Origin of the sequence: Aureimonas phyllosphaerae (assembly GCF_900113065.1) — a bacterium.
GTDB lineage: Bacteria > Pseudomonadota > Alphaproteobacteria > Rhizobiales > Rhizobiaceae > Aureimonas > Aureimonas phyllosphaerae.
Window position 1 is genome coordinate 11976 of the sequence record NZ_FOOA01000002.1, and the last position, 14928, is coordinate 26903.

A 14928-nucleotide genomic window follows, 5' to 3' on the forward strand; every position below is an offset into this window, starting at 1 on the left:
TCAACCGCGCCGCAAGGCGTCGAGTTCTGTGTGAACGCGGGACAGCATCTGCGGTAAATCCTCGGAGATGAGGCCCGGGCCGAAGAGTTCTGCCGCACGACCGTGCATCCAGACGCCCGCGCAGGCCGCCTCGAAGGTCGGTGTTCCCTGCGCCAGTTGTGCCGCGACGATGCCGGCGAGGACGTCGCCCGTTCCCGCCGTTGCCAGCCATGGCGTTCCGGTCGCGTTGATCGCAGCCCGGCCGTCGGGCGCGGCAATCACCGTGTCGGCGCCTTTCGACACGACGACAGCGCCGGATGTCCGCGACGCGGCTCGCGCGGCGTCGAGCTTCGAAAGCGACGGATCGGCCGCGATGTCTGGAAACAGACGCTTGAATTCTCCCGCGTGCGGCGTGAGCACGACGCCGCCCTCGCTTGCGTGGCATGCGGTAAAGAGCCGGTCCGGCTCCTGCGCGAACGCCGAAATTCCATCCGCATCGAGCACCAGATGGCGGCCAGCATGCAGGATCATCGTCGCGAAGGCCCGCGCCCGCTCGACGTCTCCAAATCCCGGGCCGAGGACGAAGGCGTTGAAGCGCGCGTCCGCCAGCAATGTTGCGAGATCGCTCTCGCCGTCGCACCCGCGCAGCATGATGGCCGTGACCTGAGCCGACAGACCCGCAAGCGAGCCGCGCTGACCGACAAGCGTAACGAGGCCCGCGCCACCGCGTAGGGCCGCCGCCGCAGCGAGACGCGACGCGCCGCTGTGCTCCAGCGGTCCGGCGAACACACCCACGTGGCCTCGGTCGTATTTGTGTCCGGCCGACGACGGATGACGCAGCCGGTCGAGCCAGAGACCGGGTTCGTTCGCATCAGCCGGAGCCGGCACGTCGGCCCAAACCTCATCAGGTATTCCGATCTCCGCGACGATCAGTTCCCCCGCATGAAGGCGGCCGGGCATAAGGAGGTGACCCAACCGACGCCATTCGAACGTTACGGTGCGTTGAGCCCTGACGGCCGCCCCAAGGATCGCGCCGGTCCGCGCGTCGATGCCGCTCGGAATGTCGATTGAGACGACCGGTGATCCGCTCCTCGCAAGACGTTGCACCGCTTCGGAGCAGACTGCGTCCAGCGGGCGACGGAGCCCGGTCCCGAAGAGCCCGTCGACGACAAGGTCAAACGCCGTGCCGTCATAAGCATCCAGCGGCAGACAATCGTCTCCATCGATGGCCCGGCCATACGCGAAGACCGTCACCGCGAACCGACCGCGCAGGAGTTCCGCCGCCTTTCGCGCATCGGCACCGTTCATGCCCGGGCCCGCCCAGACGGCGATCCGCGCCCCAGCGTGCAGACCCGTCGCCGCGACGTCCGCGACGCGAATTCCCACATTCGCAACGAGCGTATCGAGCGCGATGCCTGCCTTCTCTGCGAGGGCGTCCGCCCTTTTGACGCCGCTGTCGTCCAGAAGAGCGGTGGGCGATCCCGATACAAGCATAGTGCTCAAACCCTCATCAGATGACCATCAATTGAGCAGAACCTGCCGCGTGGATGCCCAGTCAGCCGGGACTGTTCGCTGGTTTTCGCGCCAGTCATCCGCTACACATCGCACAGGCATTTGCCGCATCGACTCGGCCGGGCAATCGGTCTACACGCTGCCTGGCCGGGAGCAGACGGTCACCCGTCCGAGGGCGGGTACGTAGGGGGAGACGAACTTCGGTGAAGAAGGTCGAAGCGATCATTAAACCCTTCAAGCTCGATGAAGTGAAGGAAGCCCTTCAGGACGTCGGTCTCCAGGGGATCACCGTCATCGAGGCCAAAGGCTTCGGACGGCAGAAGGGCCATACGGAGCTCTATCGCGGCGCCGAGTACGTGGTCGACTTCCTCCCCAAGGTGAAGATCGAGATCGTTCTCGCCGACGAGGCGGTCGAAGGCGCGGTCGAGGCGATCCGCAAGGCGGCGCAGACCGGCCGCATCGGCGACGGCAAGATCTTCGTCTCGCATGTCGAGGAAGCCGTGCGCATTCGCACCGGCGAGAGCGGCGTCGACGCCATCTGATTTCCGGCGACCAACCGGACAGCCACACGAGCACAGTCGTCCATTCGGAAAGGACTCTCATGACTTCGGGCAACGATATTCTGAAGCAGATCAAGGACAACGACGTCAAGTTCGTCGACCTTCGCTTCACGGACCCCAAGGGCAAGCTCCAGCATGTCACGATGGATCAGACCATCGTGGACGAGGACATGTTCTCGGAAGGCACGATGTTCGACGGTTCGTCGATCGCCGGCTGGAAGGCGATCAACGAGTCCGACATGACCCTGATGCCGGACCCCGAGACGGCGCACATGGACCCGTTCTTCGCGCAGTCGACGATGGTCCTTTACTGCGACATCCTCGATCCGGTTTCGGGTGAGAGCTACAACCGCGATCCGCGCGGTACGGCCAAGAAGGCCGAGGCCTACCTCAACCAGTCCGGCATCGGCGACACCGCCTATTTCGGACCGGAAGCCGAGTTCTTCATCTTCGACGACGTCCGCTACAAGGCTGACCCGTACAACACCGGCTTCAAGCTGGACTCGACCGAGCTGCCGTCGAACGACGACTCGGAGTACGAGACGGGCAACCTCGGCCACCGGCCGCGCGTCAAGGGCGGTTATTTCCCGGTTCCGCCGATCGACAGCTGCCAGGACATGCGCTCCGAGATGCTGACGGTGATGGCCGAAATGGGCGTCGCGGTTGAGAAGCATCACCACGAAGTGGCTGCAGCCCAGCATGAACTCGGCATCAAGTTCGATACGCTGGTCCGCAACGCGGACAAGATGCAAATCTACAAGTACGTGATCCACCAGGTCGCCAACGCCTACGGCAAGACGGCGACCTTCATGCCGAAGCCGATCTTCGGCGACAACGGCTCGGGCATGCACGTGCACCAGTCGATCTGGAAGGGCGGCAAGCCGACCTTCGCTGGCAACGAATATGCCGGTCTGTCCGAGAATGCGCTGTTCTACATCGGCGGCATCATCAAGCATGCCAAGTCGCTGAACGCCTTCACCAACCCGTCGACGAACGCCTTCAAGCGTCTGGTGCCGGGCTATGAGGCGCCAGTGCTCCTCGCCTACTCCGCGCGCAACCGCTCGGCGTCCTGCCGCATCCCCTTCGGCCAGTCGCCGAAGTCCAAGCGCGTCGAGGTCCGCTTCCCGGATCCGACGGCGAACCCCTACCTCGCCTTCGCCGCCATGCTGATGGCCGGTCTCGACGGCATCAAGAACAAGATCCATCCGGGCGCCGCCATGGATAAGGATCTCTACGATCTGCCGCCCGAGGAGCTGAAGGAAATCCCGACGGTCTGCCGTTCGCTCCGCGAGGCGATGGAGAGCCTGGACTCCGACCGCGACTACCTGAAGGCCGGCGGCGTGTTCGACGACGACCAGATCGACGCCTTCATCGACCTGAAGATGGCCGAGGTTCTGCGCTTCGAGATGACGCCGCACCCGGTCGAGTTCGACATGTACTACTCGGTCTGACCGGTTCCGATCGGCTTGCATCAGGGCTTCGGCGCTTCGTGCGCCGGGGCCCTTTTCGTTTTCGCGCGCAGGAGGGGGCGCTCCCATGGCACCGATCGTCGTCGATCCCGCACGCATCCACGCCTTCGCCTCGGCGGCGGAGTTCGAACGATGGCTCGGCGTGCATCACGCGATCGAGTCAGAGATTTGGATCCGCATCTTCAAGAAGGCCGGCGGCTACGCCACGGTGTCGCCCGCCGAGGCGATCGACGTCTGCCTCTGTTGGGGTTGGATTGACGCGATCCGCAAGGCCCACGACGAGATCAGCTACCTCCAACGCTACACGCCGCGCAGGCCGCGCAGTATCTGGAGCCTCGTCAACGTCGGCAATGTGGAGCGCTTCGCAGCGGCCGGTCGCATGACCGAGCGTGGCCTGCGGCACGTGGAGACGGCAAAGCGCGACGGACGCTGGGATCGGGCCTATGCGGGCAGCCGCGATATGGTCATGCCGGACGATCTTTCGGCCGCCGTCGCCGCCGATCCCGCTGCGCAGGCCACCTTCCAGGCCCTCAGCGCGCAGAACCGCTTCGCCTTGGCCTTTCGGCTTCACAATATCCGCAGGCCCGCAGCCCGGCGGCGCAGGATCGATGCCTTCGTGCTGATGCTACGAGAGGGCCGAATGCCGCATTCGCAGAAGCGATCGCCCAAAAGCGAAGCCTGAATGCGAAGAGGCTCGGCGGATCGCTCCGCCGGGCTTTCTCGCGTCCGTTGTCCCGTAGGCTCAGGCCGCCGCAGAAACCTGGGCGCCAAGCGGCACCTCGGAGATCGTCTTCAGAACCTGGCTGGCGATCTGGTAGGGGCAGCCCTGGGAGTTCGGGCGGCGATCCTCGAGATAGCCCTTGTAGCCGTTGTTCACGAACGAGTGCGGCACGCGGATCGAAGCGCCGCGATCGGCCACGCCGTAGGAGAACTTGTTCCAGGGAGCGGTCTCGTGCTTGCCCGTCAGGCGCAGGTGATTGTCCGGGCCGTAGACGGCGATGTGGGCTTCCAGATTCTTCTCGAAGGCGGCCATCAGCTGCTCGAAATACTCCTTGCCGCCAACCTCACGCATGTAGGCCGTCGAGAAGTTGCAGTGCATGCCGGAGCCGTTCCAGTCGGTGTCGCCGAGCGGCTTGCAGTGCCACTCGATGTCGATCTCGTACTTCTCGCAGAGGCGCTGCAGCAGGTAGCGCGCCATCCAGATCTGATCGGCCGCCTTCTTGGAGCCCTTGCCGAAGATCTGGAATTCCCACTGGCCCTTCGCCACCTCGGCGTTGATTCCTTCGTGGTTGATGCCGGCGGCGAGGCAGAGGTCGAGATGCTCCTCGACGATCTGGCGCGCGATCGAGCCGACGTTCGAAAAGCCGACGCCCGTGTAGTAAGGGCCCTGCGGCGCGGGATAGCCGCTTTCCGGGAAGCCGAGCGGGCGACCGTTCTTGTAGAAGAAGTATTCCTGCTCGAACCCGAACCAGGCGTTCTCGTCGTCGAGGATCGTCGCACGGGCGTTCGAGGCATGCGGCGTGACGCCATCTGGCATCATGACCTCGCACATGACCAGCACGCCGTTGGTGCGGGCCGGATCGGGATAGACGGCGACCGGCTTCAGAACACAGTCGGAGCTGCGGCCCTCGGCCTGCATGGTCGACGAGCCGTCGAAGCCCCAGAGCGGCAGCTCTTCCAGCTTCGGGAACTCCGAAAATTCCTTGATCTGCGTCTTGCCACGAAGATTCGGCACCGGGGTGTATCCGTCGAGCCAAATGTATTCGAGCTTGTACTTCGTCATCCCACTTCTCCAAAGCGCTGGCCGGTTCCCGAGCGCCTCGCATGGCGCACGGCCAGACCCAGCCTACCACCCATCATGCATATCCCGTGCCAGTTTGCCCGTGTCGTGCCGAGGGCTGGTAGAAAAGTCGTCGAAACACTCCAGGGCGACGCGTTTCTCCCGCTCGTCTCGACGTTTCCGGTCTGATCGAGCGGACGATGTCGGATGAAAGTTGATCTTCAACCCGTCGCCGCATCGTGACGGTTTTATGTAGCCAGCGTTCTGCGGCCCTTCCATCTGATGAAAATGAGTGCATAGTGCATAGGGAATGAGCAGGCCGCGATGCTGAAGAACGCGGCGCTCCGATAGGAGGAGATCGCAATGGAACGCAATTCGCTCTCTCCAACCGCGACCATTCTCGCATTTCCGGTGGGCGGCCGGCGGGAGGCACGGCTCTGGGGTGCCGCCCCCCAGGAAAGGGCCGCGGTTCGCGAGGTGATCGTGGATTGCGACGCCTGGTATCATCAGGCGGCGATGGACGAGACGGAGCCGCGCGGCAACGCCTGACGTCGGTCAGGCCCCGAAGATCGAGACGCCCGAACGCTTGGCGAAGGTCTCGAGTGCGATCCGCCCGAGATGGGAGTTGCCCGCGGCGTCGAGACCCGGCGACCAGACCGCGATCGATGCCTGCCCAGGGACGATCGCCAGAATGCCGCCGCCGACGCCGCTCTTTCCCGGCAATCCGACCCGATAGGCGAATTCGCCCGATCCGTCGTAGTGGCCGCACGTGAGCATGATCGCGTTGATGCGCCGCGCCCGTTCGGCCTGGATCACCGAGAGGCCGGTGCCGGGATGGCGTCCAGAGTGGGCGAGAAACCGGCCTGCGAGTGCGAGCTGCCGGCAGGACATGGCGATGGCGCAGTGGTGGAAGTAGACGCCGAGCGTGAACTCCACCGGGTTTTCGATCACGCCGAACGACTTCATGTAGTTGGCGAGCGCCATGTTGCGGAACCCCGTCCGTTGCTCGGACTCGGCCACCGCCTTGTCGATGGTGATGGACGGGTCGTCCGACAGGAAGCGCATGAAGCGCAGGATCTCGCCCAGCGCCTCGCGCGGCTTGTGACCCGACAGGATCACGTCGGTCACCGCGATCGCACCCGCATTGATGAAGGGATTACGCGGCACGCCCTTCTCGTTCTCCAGCTGCACGATCGAGTTGAAGGCGCTGCCAGATGGCTCGCGTCCGACCCTCTTCCACAAGCGATCGCCGGCAATGCCGAGGGCGAGCGTCAGCGTGAAGACCTTTGAGATGCTTTGGATCGAGAACGCCGTATCGGCATCGCCGGCTGCGGCCACCGTTCCGTCCGGCAGGGCGACAGCCATCCCGAAATAGCTGGGATCCACCGCTCCGAGTTCGGGAATGTAGTCCGCCACACGCCCGCGATCCGGCCTTGCCCGCATGTCCGCGGCGATCTCCGACACCAGCGACTGTAGCTCTGGTCCTGCAATCAAGGGATGCTCCGGCAGGGAAAGACGCACCGCGCAATACTAGCGCGCAGCGGTAGGGCTAGCGCTGGCCGCGATCCAATTCAACGTGTCGCGCCAGTCGACCATGCGGATCGGGGTGCCGTGATTGCCGTCATCGAAGCCGACGAAGCGGACGGGATCGGCCGGCCAGCGCTTGCGCACCGCTTCGAAAGCGGCGAGCTGCCGGTCGAAGGCGTACACCTTATCCCGCGTCCCATGGGCCATGAAGACCGGCAGCGCGTTTCCCCGCACGCGGCGCATCGCCTCGAAGCGCTGTGGCGTTGAATCGGACCCGAGGAGGACCATCGCATCGATGCTGGTGACTGTTGGGCTAATCGCGATTGACCAACAGATCTGGCCGCCCATCGACGCGCAGGCGAGGATCAGTTCCGAGGTTGCCGACTCGTTCTTCAACTGTGTCACAAGGGCGGCGACCTTCTCGGCATCCGCGTCGCCGAGTTGGCCGGCATCAACGGTGATGTAGCTGCCGCCGCCTCGAACCAGAAGATTCTTCAGCCGATTGAAGTTGCCTCCGAACGTCCAGTCGTTAAGCCCCAGCCGCCGATCGCCGTTGCGGCCATGAACGAACACCAGTATCGGCTGGCCCCCGGTTGACGCGCCGACCTGCGCGTAACGCAACGGCCCCTTCGGCGTCGCCAGCTGCTTCTCGTGCGCCTCCAGATCACGGCCGAGTTCGACGTACTGGCGCTTGACGCGTCGCTCGGGCACCTCGTCGCGGCGGTCGATGTCTCGGGCTTCATCGTAGGGCACATCAAGACGGCGTCCGCCATCGAGCGAAGCGACCGGCTCGGGGTAGCCGAAAAGATCGTCCTTGAAGGGCGGGAAGGAAGCCGCCGCGGCCGAGCCGGCGATCCCCAGTCCAAGGCAGGATCCTATGATCCGGATGATCTGACGCATGTACCCGCTCACCTGTCGTCGCCGAACGCATCATAAGCGGAACCGGCGTTCGCAAGCCGTTGCGGCAATGCGTCATGTGCGGGATAAACGCGCGTCGGCGTCGGTCCGCAACGGTGGCGGGCGTTGAGAACACTTGCAGAACATCGATCGAAAGGCTACCTCGACAGCATGCTGACACACGCCCGCGCGTGGCCTGTCGAAGGCCGGATGACCGTATGAGCCAGGATCTTTTTGCCGGGGCGCGTGCCGCGTCCCGCCCCGTTCCCGACCGCGCCGCGCGGACGCCCAAGGCAACGACGCCGCACGTCGTCCCGGCTCCATCGACCGACTACACCGCGGCCGACATCGAGGTGCTGGAAGGCCTCGAGCCCGTACGCCGTCGCCCCGGCATGTACATCGGCGGCACAGACGAGAAGGCGCTGCATCATCTCTTCGCCGAGGTCATCGACAACTCGATGGACGAGGCCGTCGCCGGGCATGCCAACTTCATTGAAGTCGCGCTGGAGGAAGACGGATCGCTCTCGGTGACCGACAATGGTCGTGGCATCCCGATCGATCCGCACCCGAAGTATCGCGATAAGTCCGCCCTCGAAGTCATCATGACGACGCTCCACGCGGGCGGAAAGTTCGACTCGAAGGTCTACGAGACGTCGGGCGGCCTGCACGGCGTTGGCATTTCGGTCGTCAACGCCCTTTCAGACCTGCTCGAGGTCGAGGTCGCCCGCAACCGCAAGCTCTACCGCCAGACCTTCTCGCGCGGTCTGCCGACCAGCCCGCTCGCCGAGGTCGGCGAGGTCCAGAACCGCCGCGGCACGCGCGTTCGCTTTCACCCCGACGCTCAGATTTTCGGAGCCGGGGCGAAGTTCGAACCCGCCCGCCTCTTCGCAATGGCCCGCTCGAAAGCCTATCTCTTTGGTGGCGTCGAAATCCGCTGGTCCTGCGCGCCATCGCTTCTGCCGGCGGATGGCAAGATTCCCGCACGCGCGAGCTTTCATTTCCCCGGCGGCCTGAAAGACTATCTTGAAGCCTCGCTGGAGGGGCAGGCACGCGTCACCGCGCAAAGCTTCGCAGGCCGTTCGGAGAAAGTGTCCGGCCACGGCGCGGTCGAATGGGCCGTCTCGTGGACGCAGGAAGACGGAGCCGTCCGCTCCTACGTCAACACCATTCCGACCCCGGAAGGCGGCACGCACGAAGCCGGCCTGCGCGCCGTGCTCCTGCGAGGCCTCAAGGCGTTTGCCGAATTGTCCGGGAACCGGCGGGCCGCGAGCATCACTGCAGAAGACGTGATGATCACCGCGTCGGCCATGCTCTCGGTCTTCATCCGCGAGCCGGAGTTCGTCGGCCAGACCAAGGATCGCCTGGCCACTGCGGAAGCCCAGCGCATCGTCGAGAATTCGATCCGCGATTCCTTCGACATCTGGCTGGCTTCCTCGCCGCAGGACGCCGCGCGCCTCATCGACTGGGTGGTCGAGCGCGCCGACGAGCGGCTGCGGCGCAAGCAGGAGAAGGAGGTCAGCCGCAAGACGGCGACACGCAAGCTGCGCCTGCCGGGCAAGCTTGCCGACTGTTCGCAGACGGGCGCCGCAGGAGCGGAGCTTTTCATCGTCGAGGGCGACTCGGCCGGTGGCTCCGCCAAGCAGGCGCGCGACCGCGCGCGTCAGGCCATCCTTCCGCTTCGCGGCAAGATCCTGAACGTGGCGTCCGCAGGTCGTGAAAAGCTCGGCGCCAACCAGCAGCTCGCTGACCTGACGCTGGCGCTCGGTTGCGGCACGAAGGCAAAGTATCGCGACGACGACCTTCGCTACGAGCGCGTGATCGTCATGACGGATGCCGACGTCGACGGGGCGCACATCGCCTCGCTCCTCATCACCTTTTTCTACCAGGAGATGCCGGACCTCATCCGCAACGGCCATCTCTTCCTCGCCGTGCCGCCTCTCTACAAGCTGACGCAGGGCGGGAAGACGATCTACGCGCGCGACGACGCCGATCGCGAGCGAATCGTCGCGCGTGAGTTCAAGGGCAAGGGAAAGGTCGAGGTGAGCCGGTTCAAGGGCCTCGGCGAGATGCTTCCCTCGCAGCTGAAGGAGACCACGATGGATCCCCGAAAGCGCACCTTGCTTCGCGTCGAGATCGATGCCTCTCCCGAAGCGGGAACCGCGGGGGCCGTCGACGCGCTGATGGGCAACAAACCCGAGGCGCGTTTCCGCTTCATTCAGGACCGGGCGGCCTTCGTCCGAGATCTCGACGTCTAGACCTGCCGTGTCGAAAGCCAGGGGCCGACCATGAACCGGATCATTCACAGCGCCGTCGCGATCGTGCTTCTCGCCGGCAGTGCGGCTGCGGCACAGGAGGTGACGGCGCCGGCCACGACGCCCGCCGAGACCTCGCCTGCGGCAGCTATGGCGCCCCCTGCCCCCGTCGCGCCGGGGACCGCGCCGGACGCCTCTCAACCGTCACCCGCTGCTCCGACGCCAGCACCGGCGGCAGGGTCGGCAGAGCGGAATGCCGAGGTGATGAGCGCCATCGCGGCGCTGTCGCCGATTATCGGCGATGTGCAGATCGTGGGTCCCTGGGCCGTTGATGGACGCAACGGGGTGTGGCGCACGATCATGACGCAGGCCCTCGGCGAGTCCAAGGGAAGCCGCTTCTTCTTCCAACAGGTTGAGGAGCGCGACGGCAAGCCGACGGTCGTCAGCAGCACCGAAGTGACGGAGATCGCCGAGGTGGATGGTGCGATCGTCGGATACCGCGCCGACGCGCCGGCCGAAGGTCAGGAAAGCAACCTGACGCTGTTCTTCGACATCGTACCGATGGACGGAGAGATTTCGGAAACATACGAGCTTTTCGTCGCGCCGGGCCAGCCTTATCGCTTCGGTCCCGCATCGAACTGAGACATCGGGTCCATTCGGTTTTTCCACCGATTGGATCCCTTCCGTGCCGTTCGAATAGTTCGGACGGCCAAGTCCAGCCTAGATTCGCCGCCGCCGGATTGGTTTCTGGCGGAGGATAACTCGCGTGCGCAAGTGTTCTCTGGTTGACAGAGGGGTGCGGGACGCCTATCGCCCGTCGAGGGATACGAAGCTCCTTCGGACTTGCTCCTAAGTCCGGCAGCAAGAGACATCCGATTTCATGCCGTTTTCCGATCTTGGTTTGAGTGCGAAGGTTCTGTCGGCTGTCGAGGCGGCTGGTTACACGGAGCCGACGCCGATCCAGGCGCAGGCCATCCCCCATGCGCTGCAGCGGCGGGATGTGCTCGGCATAGCTCAGACCGGAACGGGCAAGACCGCCTCCTTCGTGCTGCCGATGATGACGCTGCTGGAGCAAGGTCGCGCCCGCGCACGCATGCCGCGCACGCTGATCATCGAGCCGACGCGCGAACTCGCGGCGCAGGTCGAAGAGTCATTCATCAAGTATGGCGTGAACCAGCGCCTCAACGTCGCGCTCCTGATCGGCGGCGTGTCGTTCGAGGAGCAGAACAAGAAGCTGGAGCGTGGCGTCGACGTTCTCATCGCGACGCCGGGCCGCCTCCTCGATCACTTCGAACGCGGTCGCCTGCTGATGACCGGCGTCGAGATTCTCGTCATCGACGAGGCCGACCGGATGCTCGACATGGGCTTCATCCCGGACATCGAGCGGATCTGCAAAATGATCCCGTTCACCCGCCAGACGCTTTTCTTCTCCGCCACCATGCCACCGGAGATCACGCGCCTCGCCGACCAGTTCCTGCAAAACCCGGTCCGCGTCGAGGTGGCGAAAGCCTCCTCCACCGCGTTGACTGTCGAACAGCGTCTGGTTGCCACCCGCAAGGAAGACTACGAGAAGCGCGAAACCCTTCGCAGGGTGATCCGCGCGCAGGGTGAAGAACTGACCAACGCGATCATCTTCTGCAACCGGAAGCGGGACGTGTCGCTCCTGTTCCGATCGCTGGAGAAGCATGGGTTCTCCGTCGGCGCGCTGCATGGGGACATGGACCAGCGTGCCCGCACGATGACCCTCCAGGCGTTCCGGGACAACAAGCTGACGCTGCTGGTGGCATCCGACGTCGCGGCGCGCGGCCTCGATATTCCAATGGTCAGTCACGTCTTCAACTTCGACGTGCCGATTCATGCCGAAGACTATGTCCACCGGATCGGCCGAACCGGTCGGGCCGGGCGTTCCGGCAAGGCCTTCACGCTCGTATCTAAGGCCGACAAGAAGTATCTCGATGCGATCCAGACGATGATCGGCAAGGAGATCGAGTGGCTCGACGGCGACGTGTCGTCCCTTCCGGCTGTCGAGGAGTCCGAAGAGACCGCTACCAGCGATCGCCGCCGCGGTGGTCGCCGGAGTGAGACCGACGGGAAGCGTTCGTCGTCGCGTTCGGGCCGGACGTCGCGCCGTGGTCGCGATGCGACTGCGGAGGCCGTCATCGACGATGAGAACGCTCCCGAGACGCCGGCAGCAGTCGCCGTCGAAAAGGTAACTCCCGAACCTGTGGAAGCGATCCGTCGTTCGGAGTCTCGCGATGACAACCGCGGTCCTCGCCGCAACGATCGCCTGCAGCCGTCGTCGTCAGGGCGTCGCCCGAACGATCGCAACGGATCGGGCCGGGAGGAAGCGACGCCGGTCGGTTTCGGCGACGAAATCCCTGCGTTCATGCTGATTCAAACAGGCGCCTGATCGTTCAGTCGATCGATTTCGCTATTCTCGGAGCAGCCGGACGCTTGGAGCGTGTCGGCGACTTTTTCGTGCCGTGCCGCGAACGGCGGCCTCCATCGCGAGGCGCGCCCAGTCCGCCATGAGGTCCGGATCGTCCAAGGCCTCCTCCGGGACGGAGTGATAGGGCATCGCGACCGGAGCCGCGCCCTCGCGCTGATATGTCCAGCGTCGCGATCCCGCGGCTTCGAAGCGGGACGCCGTTTGCGCATCCGTCTTGAGGAAGAGTTCGTCGTTCAGCACGAGCGCGAAGATGCGGCCGTCGGCATAGATGCCCTTGCCGCCGAACATGCGGCGAATGCTGATTGGTTGGGGTACGGCGAAAAGCTCGTGGATCGTTTCGTCGTCCACGATGGTCTTTAGGCGGCCGAGCGGGCCGCCGCGACTTTCGCGCTGTCGGCAGGCTTGAGTTCGATCGACTCGCCGCAGCCACAGGCCGACGTCTGGTTCGGGTTCACGAATGTGAAGCCGGAGCGGAGCGTCGTCTCCTCGTAATCCATACGCGTGCCGAGAAGGAACAGCACCGCTTCCGGCGCCACGAAAACACGGGCACCGGCATGTTCGACCACATCCTCGCCCGGCTTCGGCTCGGTCACGAGGTCGATCGTGTACTCCATGCCCGCGCACCCGCCCTTCTTGACGCCGACGCGAATGCCCTCCGCTTCCCCGCCGCGCGCATCCACAATGGCGCGCACGCGTTCGGCGGCGGCGTCGGACATGGAGAGAACGGAAAAGCGGCCCATGGGAGGCTCCTTCGAAGCATGCTTGGCATAGATTTGGTACGGCTCGCGTGTCGACGCAAGCCGTACTGCAGCGTCCTAGAACCAGCCCACCGCCACTTGGGCTTCCTCGCTCATGCGCTCGGGCGTCCACGGTGGGTCGAAGACCAGTTCCACCTTGACGACCTGAATTCCTTCGACCGAGCCGACCGCATTCTCCACCCAGCCCGGCATCTCGCCGGCGACGGGGCATCCAGGGGCCGTCAACGTCATGTCGATATCGACGTTGCGGTCGTCGTCGATGTCGATCTTGTAGATCAGGCCGAGTTCGTAGATGTCGGCGGGGATTTCGGGATCGTAGACGGTCTTCAGCGCCGCGACGATATCGTCGGTGAGCCGCGAGAGTTCGTCCGGCGGAATCGCCGAGCCCTTGTCGGCGCCAGCGGTCTGGAGGTTGGCGCCGACGCGCTCCGCCTCGTCCGGCGTGGGCGACGGCACTGCCGCCGTGTCGTGTGTATCGGCCATCAGATGGCTCCTCAGGCGAAGAAGCGGTGCGCCTTTTCAAGCGCTTCGGCGAGGCGATCGACCTCGGTCATGGTGTTGTACATGCCGAACGACGCGCGGCAAGTCGAGGTCGCGCCGAAGCGCTTCAGAAGCGGTTGGGCGCAATGGGTGCCGGCCCGCACGGCGACGCCTTCGCGGTCGATCACCATCGACACGTCGTGAGAGTGGATCCGCTCGAGATCGAATGCGACGATCGCACCCTTGCCTGGTGCTTCGCCGTAGATACGAAGCGTCGGTACCGCCTTCAGGCGCTCGTGAGCATAGGCCCGCAGGCTCTCCTCGTGCGCCGCGATCTTCTCGCGGCCGACGCAGCGCATGTATTCGAGCGCCGCCCCCAAGCCGATGGCCTGGACGATCGGCGGCGTGCCGGCTTCGAAGCGATGCGGCGGGGCGTTGTAGGTCACGCCCTCCTCGCTCACTTCGACGATCATCTCGCCGCCGCCGTTGAACGGCTGCATCCGGTCGAGCATGTCGAACTTCCCGTAGAGGACGCCGATGCCGCTCGGTCCGTACATCTTGTGGCCGGTGAAGACATAGAAGTCGCAGCCGATCTCCTGCACGTCGACCGGCAGGTGAACGGCGCCCTGGCTGCCGTCGATGAGTACCGGGATCCCATGCGAATGGGAAAGTTCCGTTACGGCCTTCGCAGGCGTAACTGTGCCCAGAACATTCGACATGTGGGTGAATGCAACGAGTTTGGTGCGCGGGGTGATCGCGTGCTCGAAGTCTTCCAGCGTGATCGAACCGTCGTCCGCAACCGGCACGAAGACGAGCTTGGCACCCTTGCGCTCGCGCAGGAAGTGCCAGGGCACGATATTGGAATGGTGTTCCATGACGGTGAGAACGATCTCGTCGCCCTCCCCGATCTCCTGCATGCCGTAACCGTAGGCGACGAGGTTGATGGCCTCGGTCGCGGATTTGGTGAAGACGATTTCGTTATGACTTGCCGCATTCAGGAACGAGCGTACAATCTCGCGCGCCGCTTCGAAGTCTTCCGTCGACTTGTTCGACAAGAAGTGCAGGCCCCGGTGGACGTTGGAATAGTTGTCCGCGTAGGCGGACTGGATGACGTCCAGCACCTGACGCGGCTTCTGCGCCGAGGCGCCGTTGTCGAGATAGACCAACGGTTTGCCGTAGACTTCGCGCGACAGGATCGGAAAATCGCGGCGGATCGCCTCGACGTCGTAGCGTTCGGTCATGATCGTCTGGATGTTCATCGATCC

At 64.5% G+C, this 14928-nt stretch carries 15 protein-coding genes; 7 read left to right on the forward strand and 8 right to left on the reverse strand.

Going from position 1 to position 14928, the window contains the following annotated elements:
• Window positions 1-1473: an NAD(P)H-hydrate dehydratase gene (locus BM175_RS03160; protein WP_090959234.1), complete on the reverse strand. Its 1473-nt coding sequence runs from the start codon at window positions 1471-1473 to the stop codon at window positions 1-3.
• Window positions 1474-1694: 221 nt separating this feature from the next.
• Between BM175_RS03160 and BM175_RS03165 the strand changes: the two genes are divergently transcribed.
• The 3 genes from BM175_RS03165 (at window position 1695) to BM175_RS03175 (ending at window position 4202) form a co-directional block, all read left to right on the forward strand.
• Window positions 1695-2033 carry a P-II family nitrogen regulator gene (locus BM175_RS03165; protein ID WP_055884870.1) on the forward strand — a complete coding sequence of 113 codons (339 nt, stop codon included), beginning with the start codon at window positions 1695-1697 and terminating at the stop codon, window positions 2031-2033.
• Window positions 2034-2092: 59 nt separating this feature from the next.
• On the forward strand, window positions 2093-3502 hold the full coding sequence (gene glnA, locus BM175_RS03170; protein ID WP_055884867.1) for a type I glutamate--ammonia ligase: 1410 nt from the start codon (window positions 2093-2095) through the stop codon (window positions 3500-3502).
• An 85-nt stretch (window positions 3503-3587) separates the two neighbouring features.
• A complete protein-coding gene (locus BM175_RS03175) occupies window positions 3588-4202 on the forward strand; it encodes a YdeI/OmpD-associated family protein (protein ID WP_090959237.1) in 615 nt (204 codons plus the stop codon).
• Window positions 4203-4262: 60 nt separating this feature from the next.
• Here BM175_RS03175 and BM175_RS03180 read toward each other — a convergent pair whose 3' ends face one another.
• Window positions 4263-5303: a glutamine synthetase beta-grasp domain-containing protein gene (locus tag BM175_RS03180; protein WP_090959240.1), complete on the reverse strand. Its 1041-nt coding sequence runs from the start codon at window positions 5301-5303 to the stop codon at window positions 4263-4265.
• Between the two features lie 360 nt (window positions 5304-5663).
• Between BM175_RS03180 and BM175_RS03185 the strand changes: the two genes are divergently transcribed.
• The gene (locus tag BM175_RS03185) at window positions 5664-5849 is read left to right on the forward strand and encodes a DUF2735 domain-containing protein (protein ID WP_090959243.1); all 186 of its coding nucleotides are present in this window, start codon (window positions 5664-5666) and stop codon (window positions 5847-5849) included.
• Between the two features lie 6 nt (window positions 5850-5855).
• On the opposite strand, the gene BM175_RS03190 is transcribed toward BM175_RS03185, so the two are convergent.
• Entirely contained in the window at window positions 5856-6791 is a 936-nt protein-coding gene (locus tag BM175_RS03190; RefSeq protein ID WP_425285257.1) for a glutaminase, read from the reverse strand.
• A 39-nt stretch (window positions 6792-6830) separates the two neighbouring features.
• Complete coding sequence (locus tag BM175_RS03195; protein ID WP_090959248.1) at window positions 6831-7727, reverse strand: alpha/beta fold hydrolase; 897 nt, start codon at window positions 7725-7727, stop codon at window positions 6831-6833.
• A 215-nt stretch (window positions 7728-7942) separates the two neighbouring features.
• Here BM175_RS03195 and parE point away from each other — a divergent pair, with 215 nt between their 5' ends.
• The 3 genes from parE to BM175_RS03210 all read left to right on the forward strand — a co-directional run bounded on the left by parE (window position 7943) and on the right by BM175_RS03210 (window position 12386).
• On the forward strand, window positions 7943-9979 hold the full coding sequence (parE, locus tag BM175_RS03200; protein WP_090959251.1) for a DNA topoisomerase IV subunit B: 2037 nt from the start codon (window positions 7943-7945) through the stop codon (window positions 9977-9979).
• A gap of 30 nt (window positions 9980-10009) precedes the next feature.
• Window positions 10010-10618 (forward strand): hypothetical protein, encoded by a 609-nt coding sequence (locus BM175_RS22955; protein WP_183193287.1) that lies wholly within the window; start codon window positions 10010-10012, stop codon window positions 10616-10618.
• 238 nt (window positions 10619-10856) lie between these two features.
• Window positions 10857-12386 (forward strand): DEAD/DEAH box helicase, encoded by a 1530-nt coding sequence (locus tag BM175_RS03210; protein ID WP_090959257.1) that lies wholly within the window; start codon window positions 10857-10859, stop codon window positions 12384-12386.
• Window positions 12387-12407: 21 nt separating this feature from the next.
• On the opposite strand, the gene BM175_RS03215 is transcribed toward BM175_RS03210, so the two are convergent.
• The 4 genes from BM175_RS03215 to BM175_RS03230 form a co-directional block, all read right to left on the reverse strand.
• Entirely contained in the window at window positions 12408-12773 is a 366-nt protein-coding gene (locus tag BM175_RS03215) for a TfoX/Sxy family protein (RefSeq protein WP_090959260.1), read from the reverse strand.
• Window positions 12774-12781: 8 nt separating this feature from the next.
• Window positions 12782-13165, reverse strand: a complete 384-nt coding sequence (gene sufA / locus BM175_RS03220) for a Fe-S cluster assembly scaffold SufA (protein ID WP_090959262.1) — start codon at window positions 13163-13165, stop codon at window positions 12782-12784.
• A gap of 75 nt (window positions 13166-13240) precedes the next feature.
• Entirely contained in the window at window positions 13241-13666 is a 426-nt protein-coding gene (locus BM175_RS03225) for an SUF system Fe-S cluster assembly protein (protein ID WP_244545845.1), read from the reverse strand.
• A gap of 11 nt (window positions 13667-13677) precedes the next feature.
• Window positions 13678-14922, reverse strand: coding sequence for a cysteine desulfurase (locus BM175_RS03230; RefSeq protein WP_090959265.1), 1245 nt, complete (start codon window positions 14920-14922; stop codon window positions 13678-13680).
• Window positions 14923-14928 lie beyond the last annotated feature (6 nt).

What these genes read in the sequence shown, in the direction of transcription:
- BM175_RS03160 (WP_090959234.1), bottom strand. Translation starts at nt 1,473, where the DNA reads ATGCTTGTATCGGGATCGCCCACCGCTCTTCTGGACGACAGCGGCGTC.
- glnA (WP_055884867.1), top strand. Translation starts at nt 2,093, where the DNA reads ATGACTTCGGGCAACGATATTCTGAAGCAGATCAAGGACAACGACGTC.
- BM175_RS03175 (WP_090959237.1), top strand. Translation starts at nt 3,588, where the DNA reads ATGGCACCGATCGTCGTCGATCCCGCACGCATCCACGCCTTCGCCTCG.
- BM175_RS03180 (WP_090959240.1), bottom strand. Translation starts at nt 5,303, where the DNA reads ATGACGAAGTACAAGCTCGAATACATTTGGCTCGACGGATACACCCCG.
- BM175_RS03185 (WP_090959243.1), top strand. Translation starts at nt 5,664, where the DNA reads ATGGAACGCAATTCGCTCTCTCCAACCGCGACCATTCTCGCATTTCCG.
- BM175_RS03195 (WP_090959248.1), bottom strand. Translation starts at nt 7,727, where the DNA reads ATGCGTCAGATCATCCGGATCATAGGATCCTGCCTTGGACTGGGGATC.
- parE (WP_090959251.1), top strand. Translation starts at nt 7,943, where the DNA reads ATGAGCCAGGATCTTTTTGCCGGGGCGCGTGCCGCGTCCCGCCCCGTT.
- BM175_RS22955 (WP_183193287.1), top strand. Translation starts at nt 10,010, where the DNA reads ATGAACCGGATCATTCACAGCGCCGTCGCGATCGTGCTTCTCGCCGGC.
- BM175_RS03210 (WP_090959257.1), top strand. Translation starts at nt 10,857, where the DNA reads ATGCCGTTTTCCGATCTTGGTTTGAGTGCGAAGGTTCTGTCGGCTGTC.
- sufA (WP_090959262.1), bottom strand. Translation starts at nt 13,165, where the DNA reads ATGGGCCGCTTTTCCGTTCTCTCCATGTCCGACGCCGCCGCCGAACGC.
- BM175_RS03225 (WP_244545845.1), bottom strand. Translation starts at nt 13,666, where the DNA reads ATGGCCGATACACACGACACGGCGGCAGTGCCGTCGCCCACGCCGGAC.
- BM175_RS03230 (WP_090959265.1), bottom strand. Translation starts at nt 14,922, where the DNA reads ATGAACATCCAGACGATCATGACCGAACGCTACGACGTCGAGGCGATC.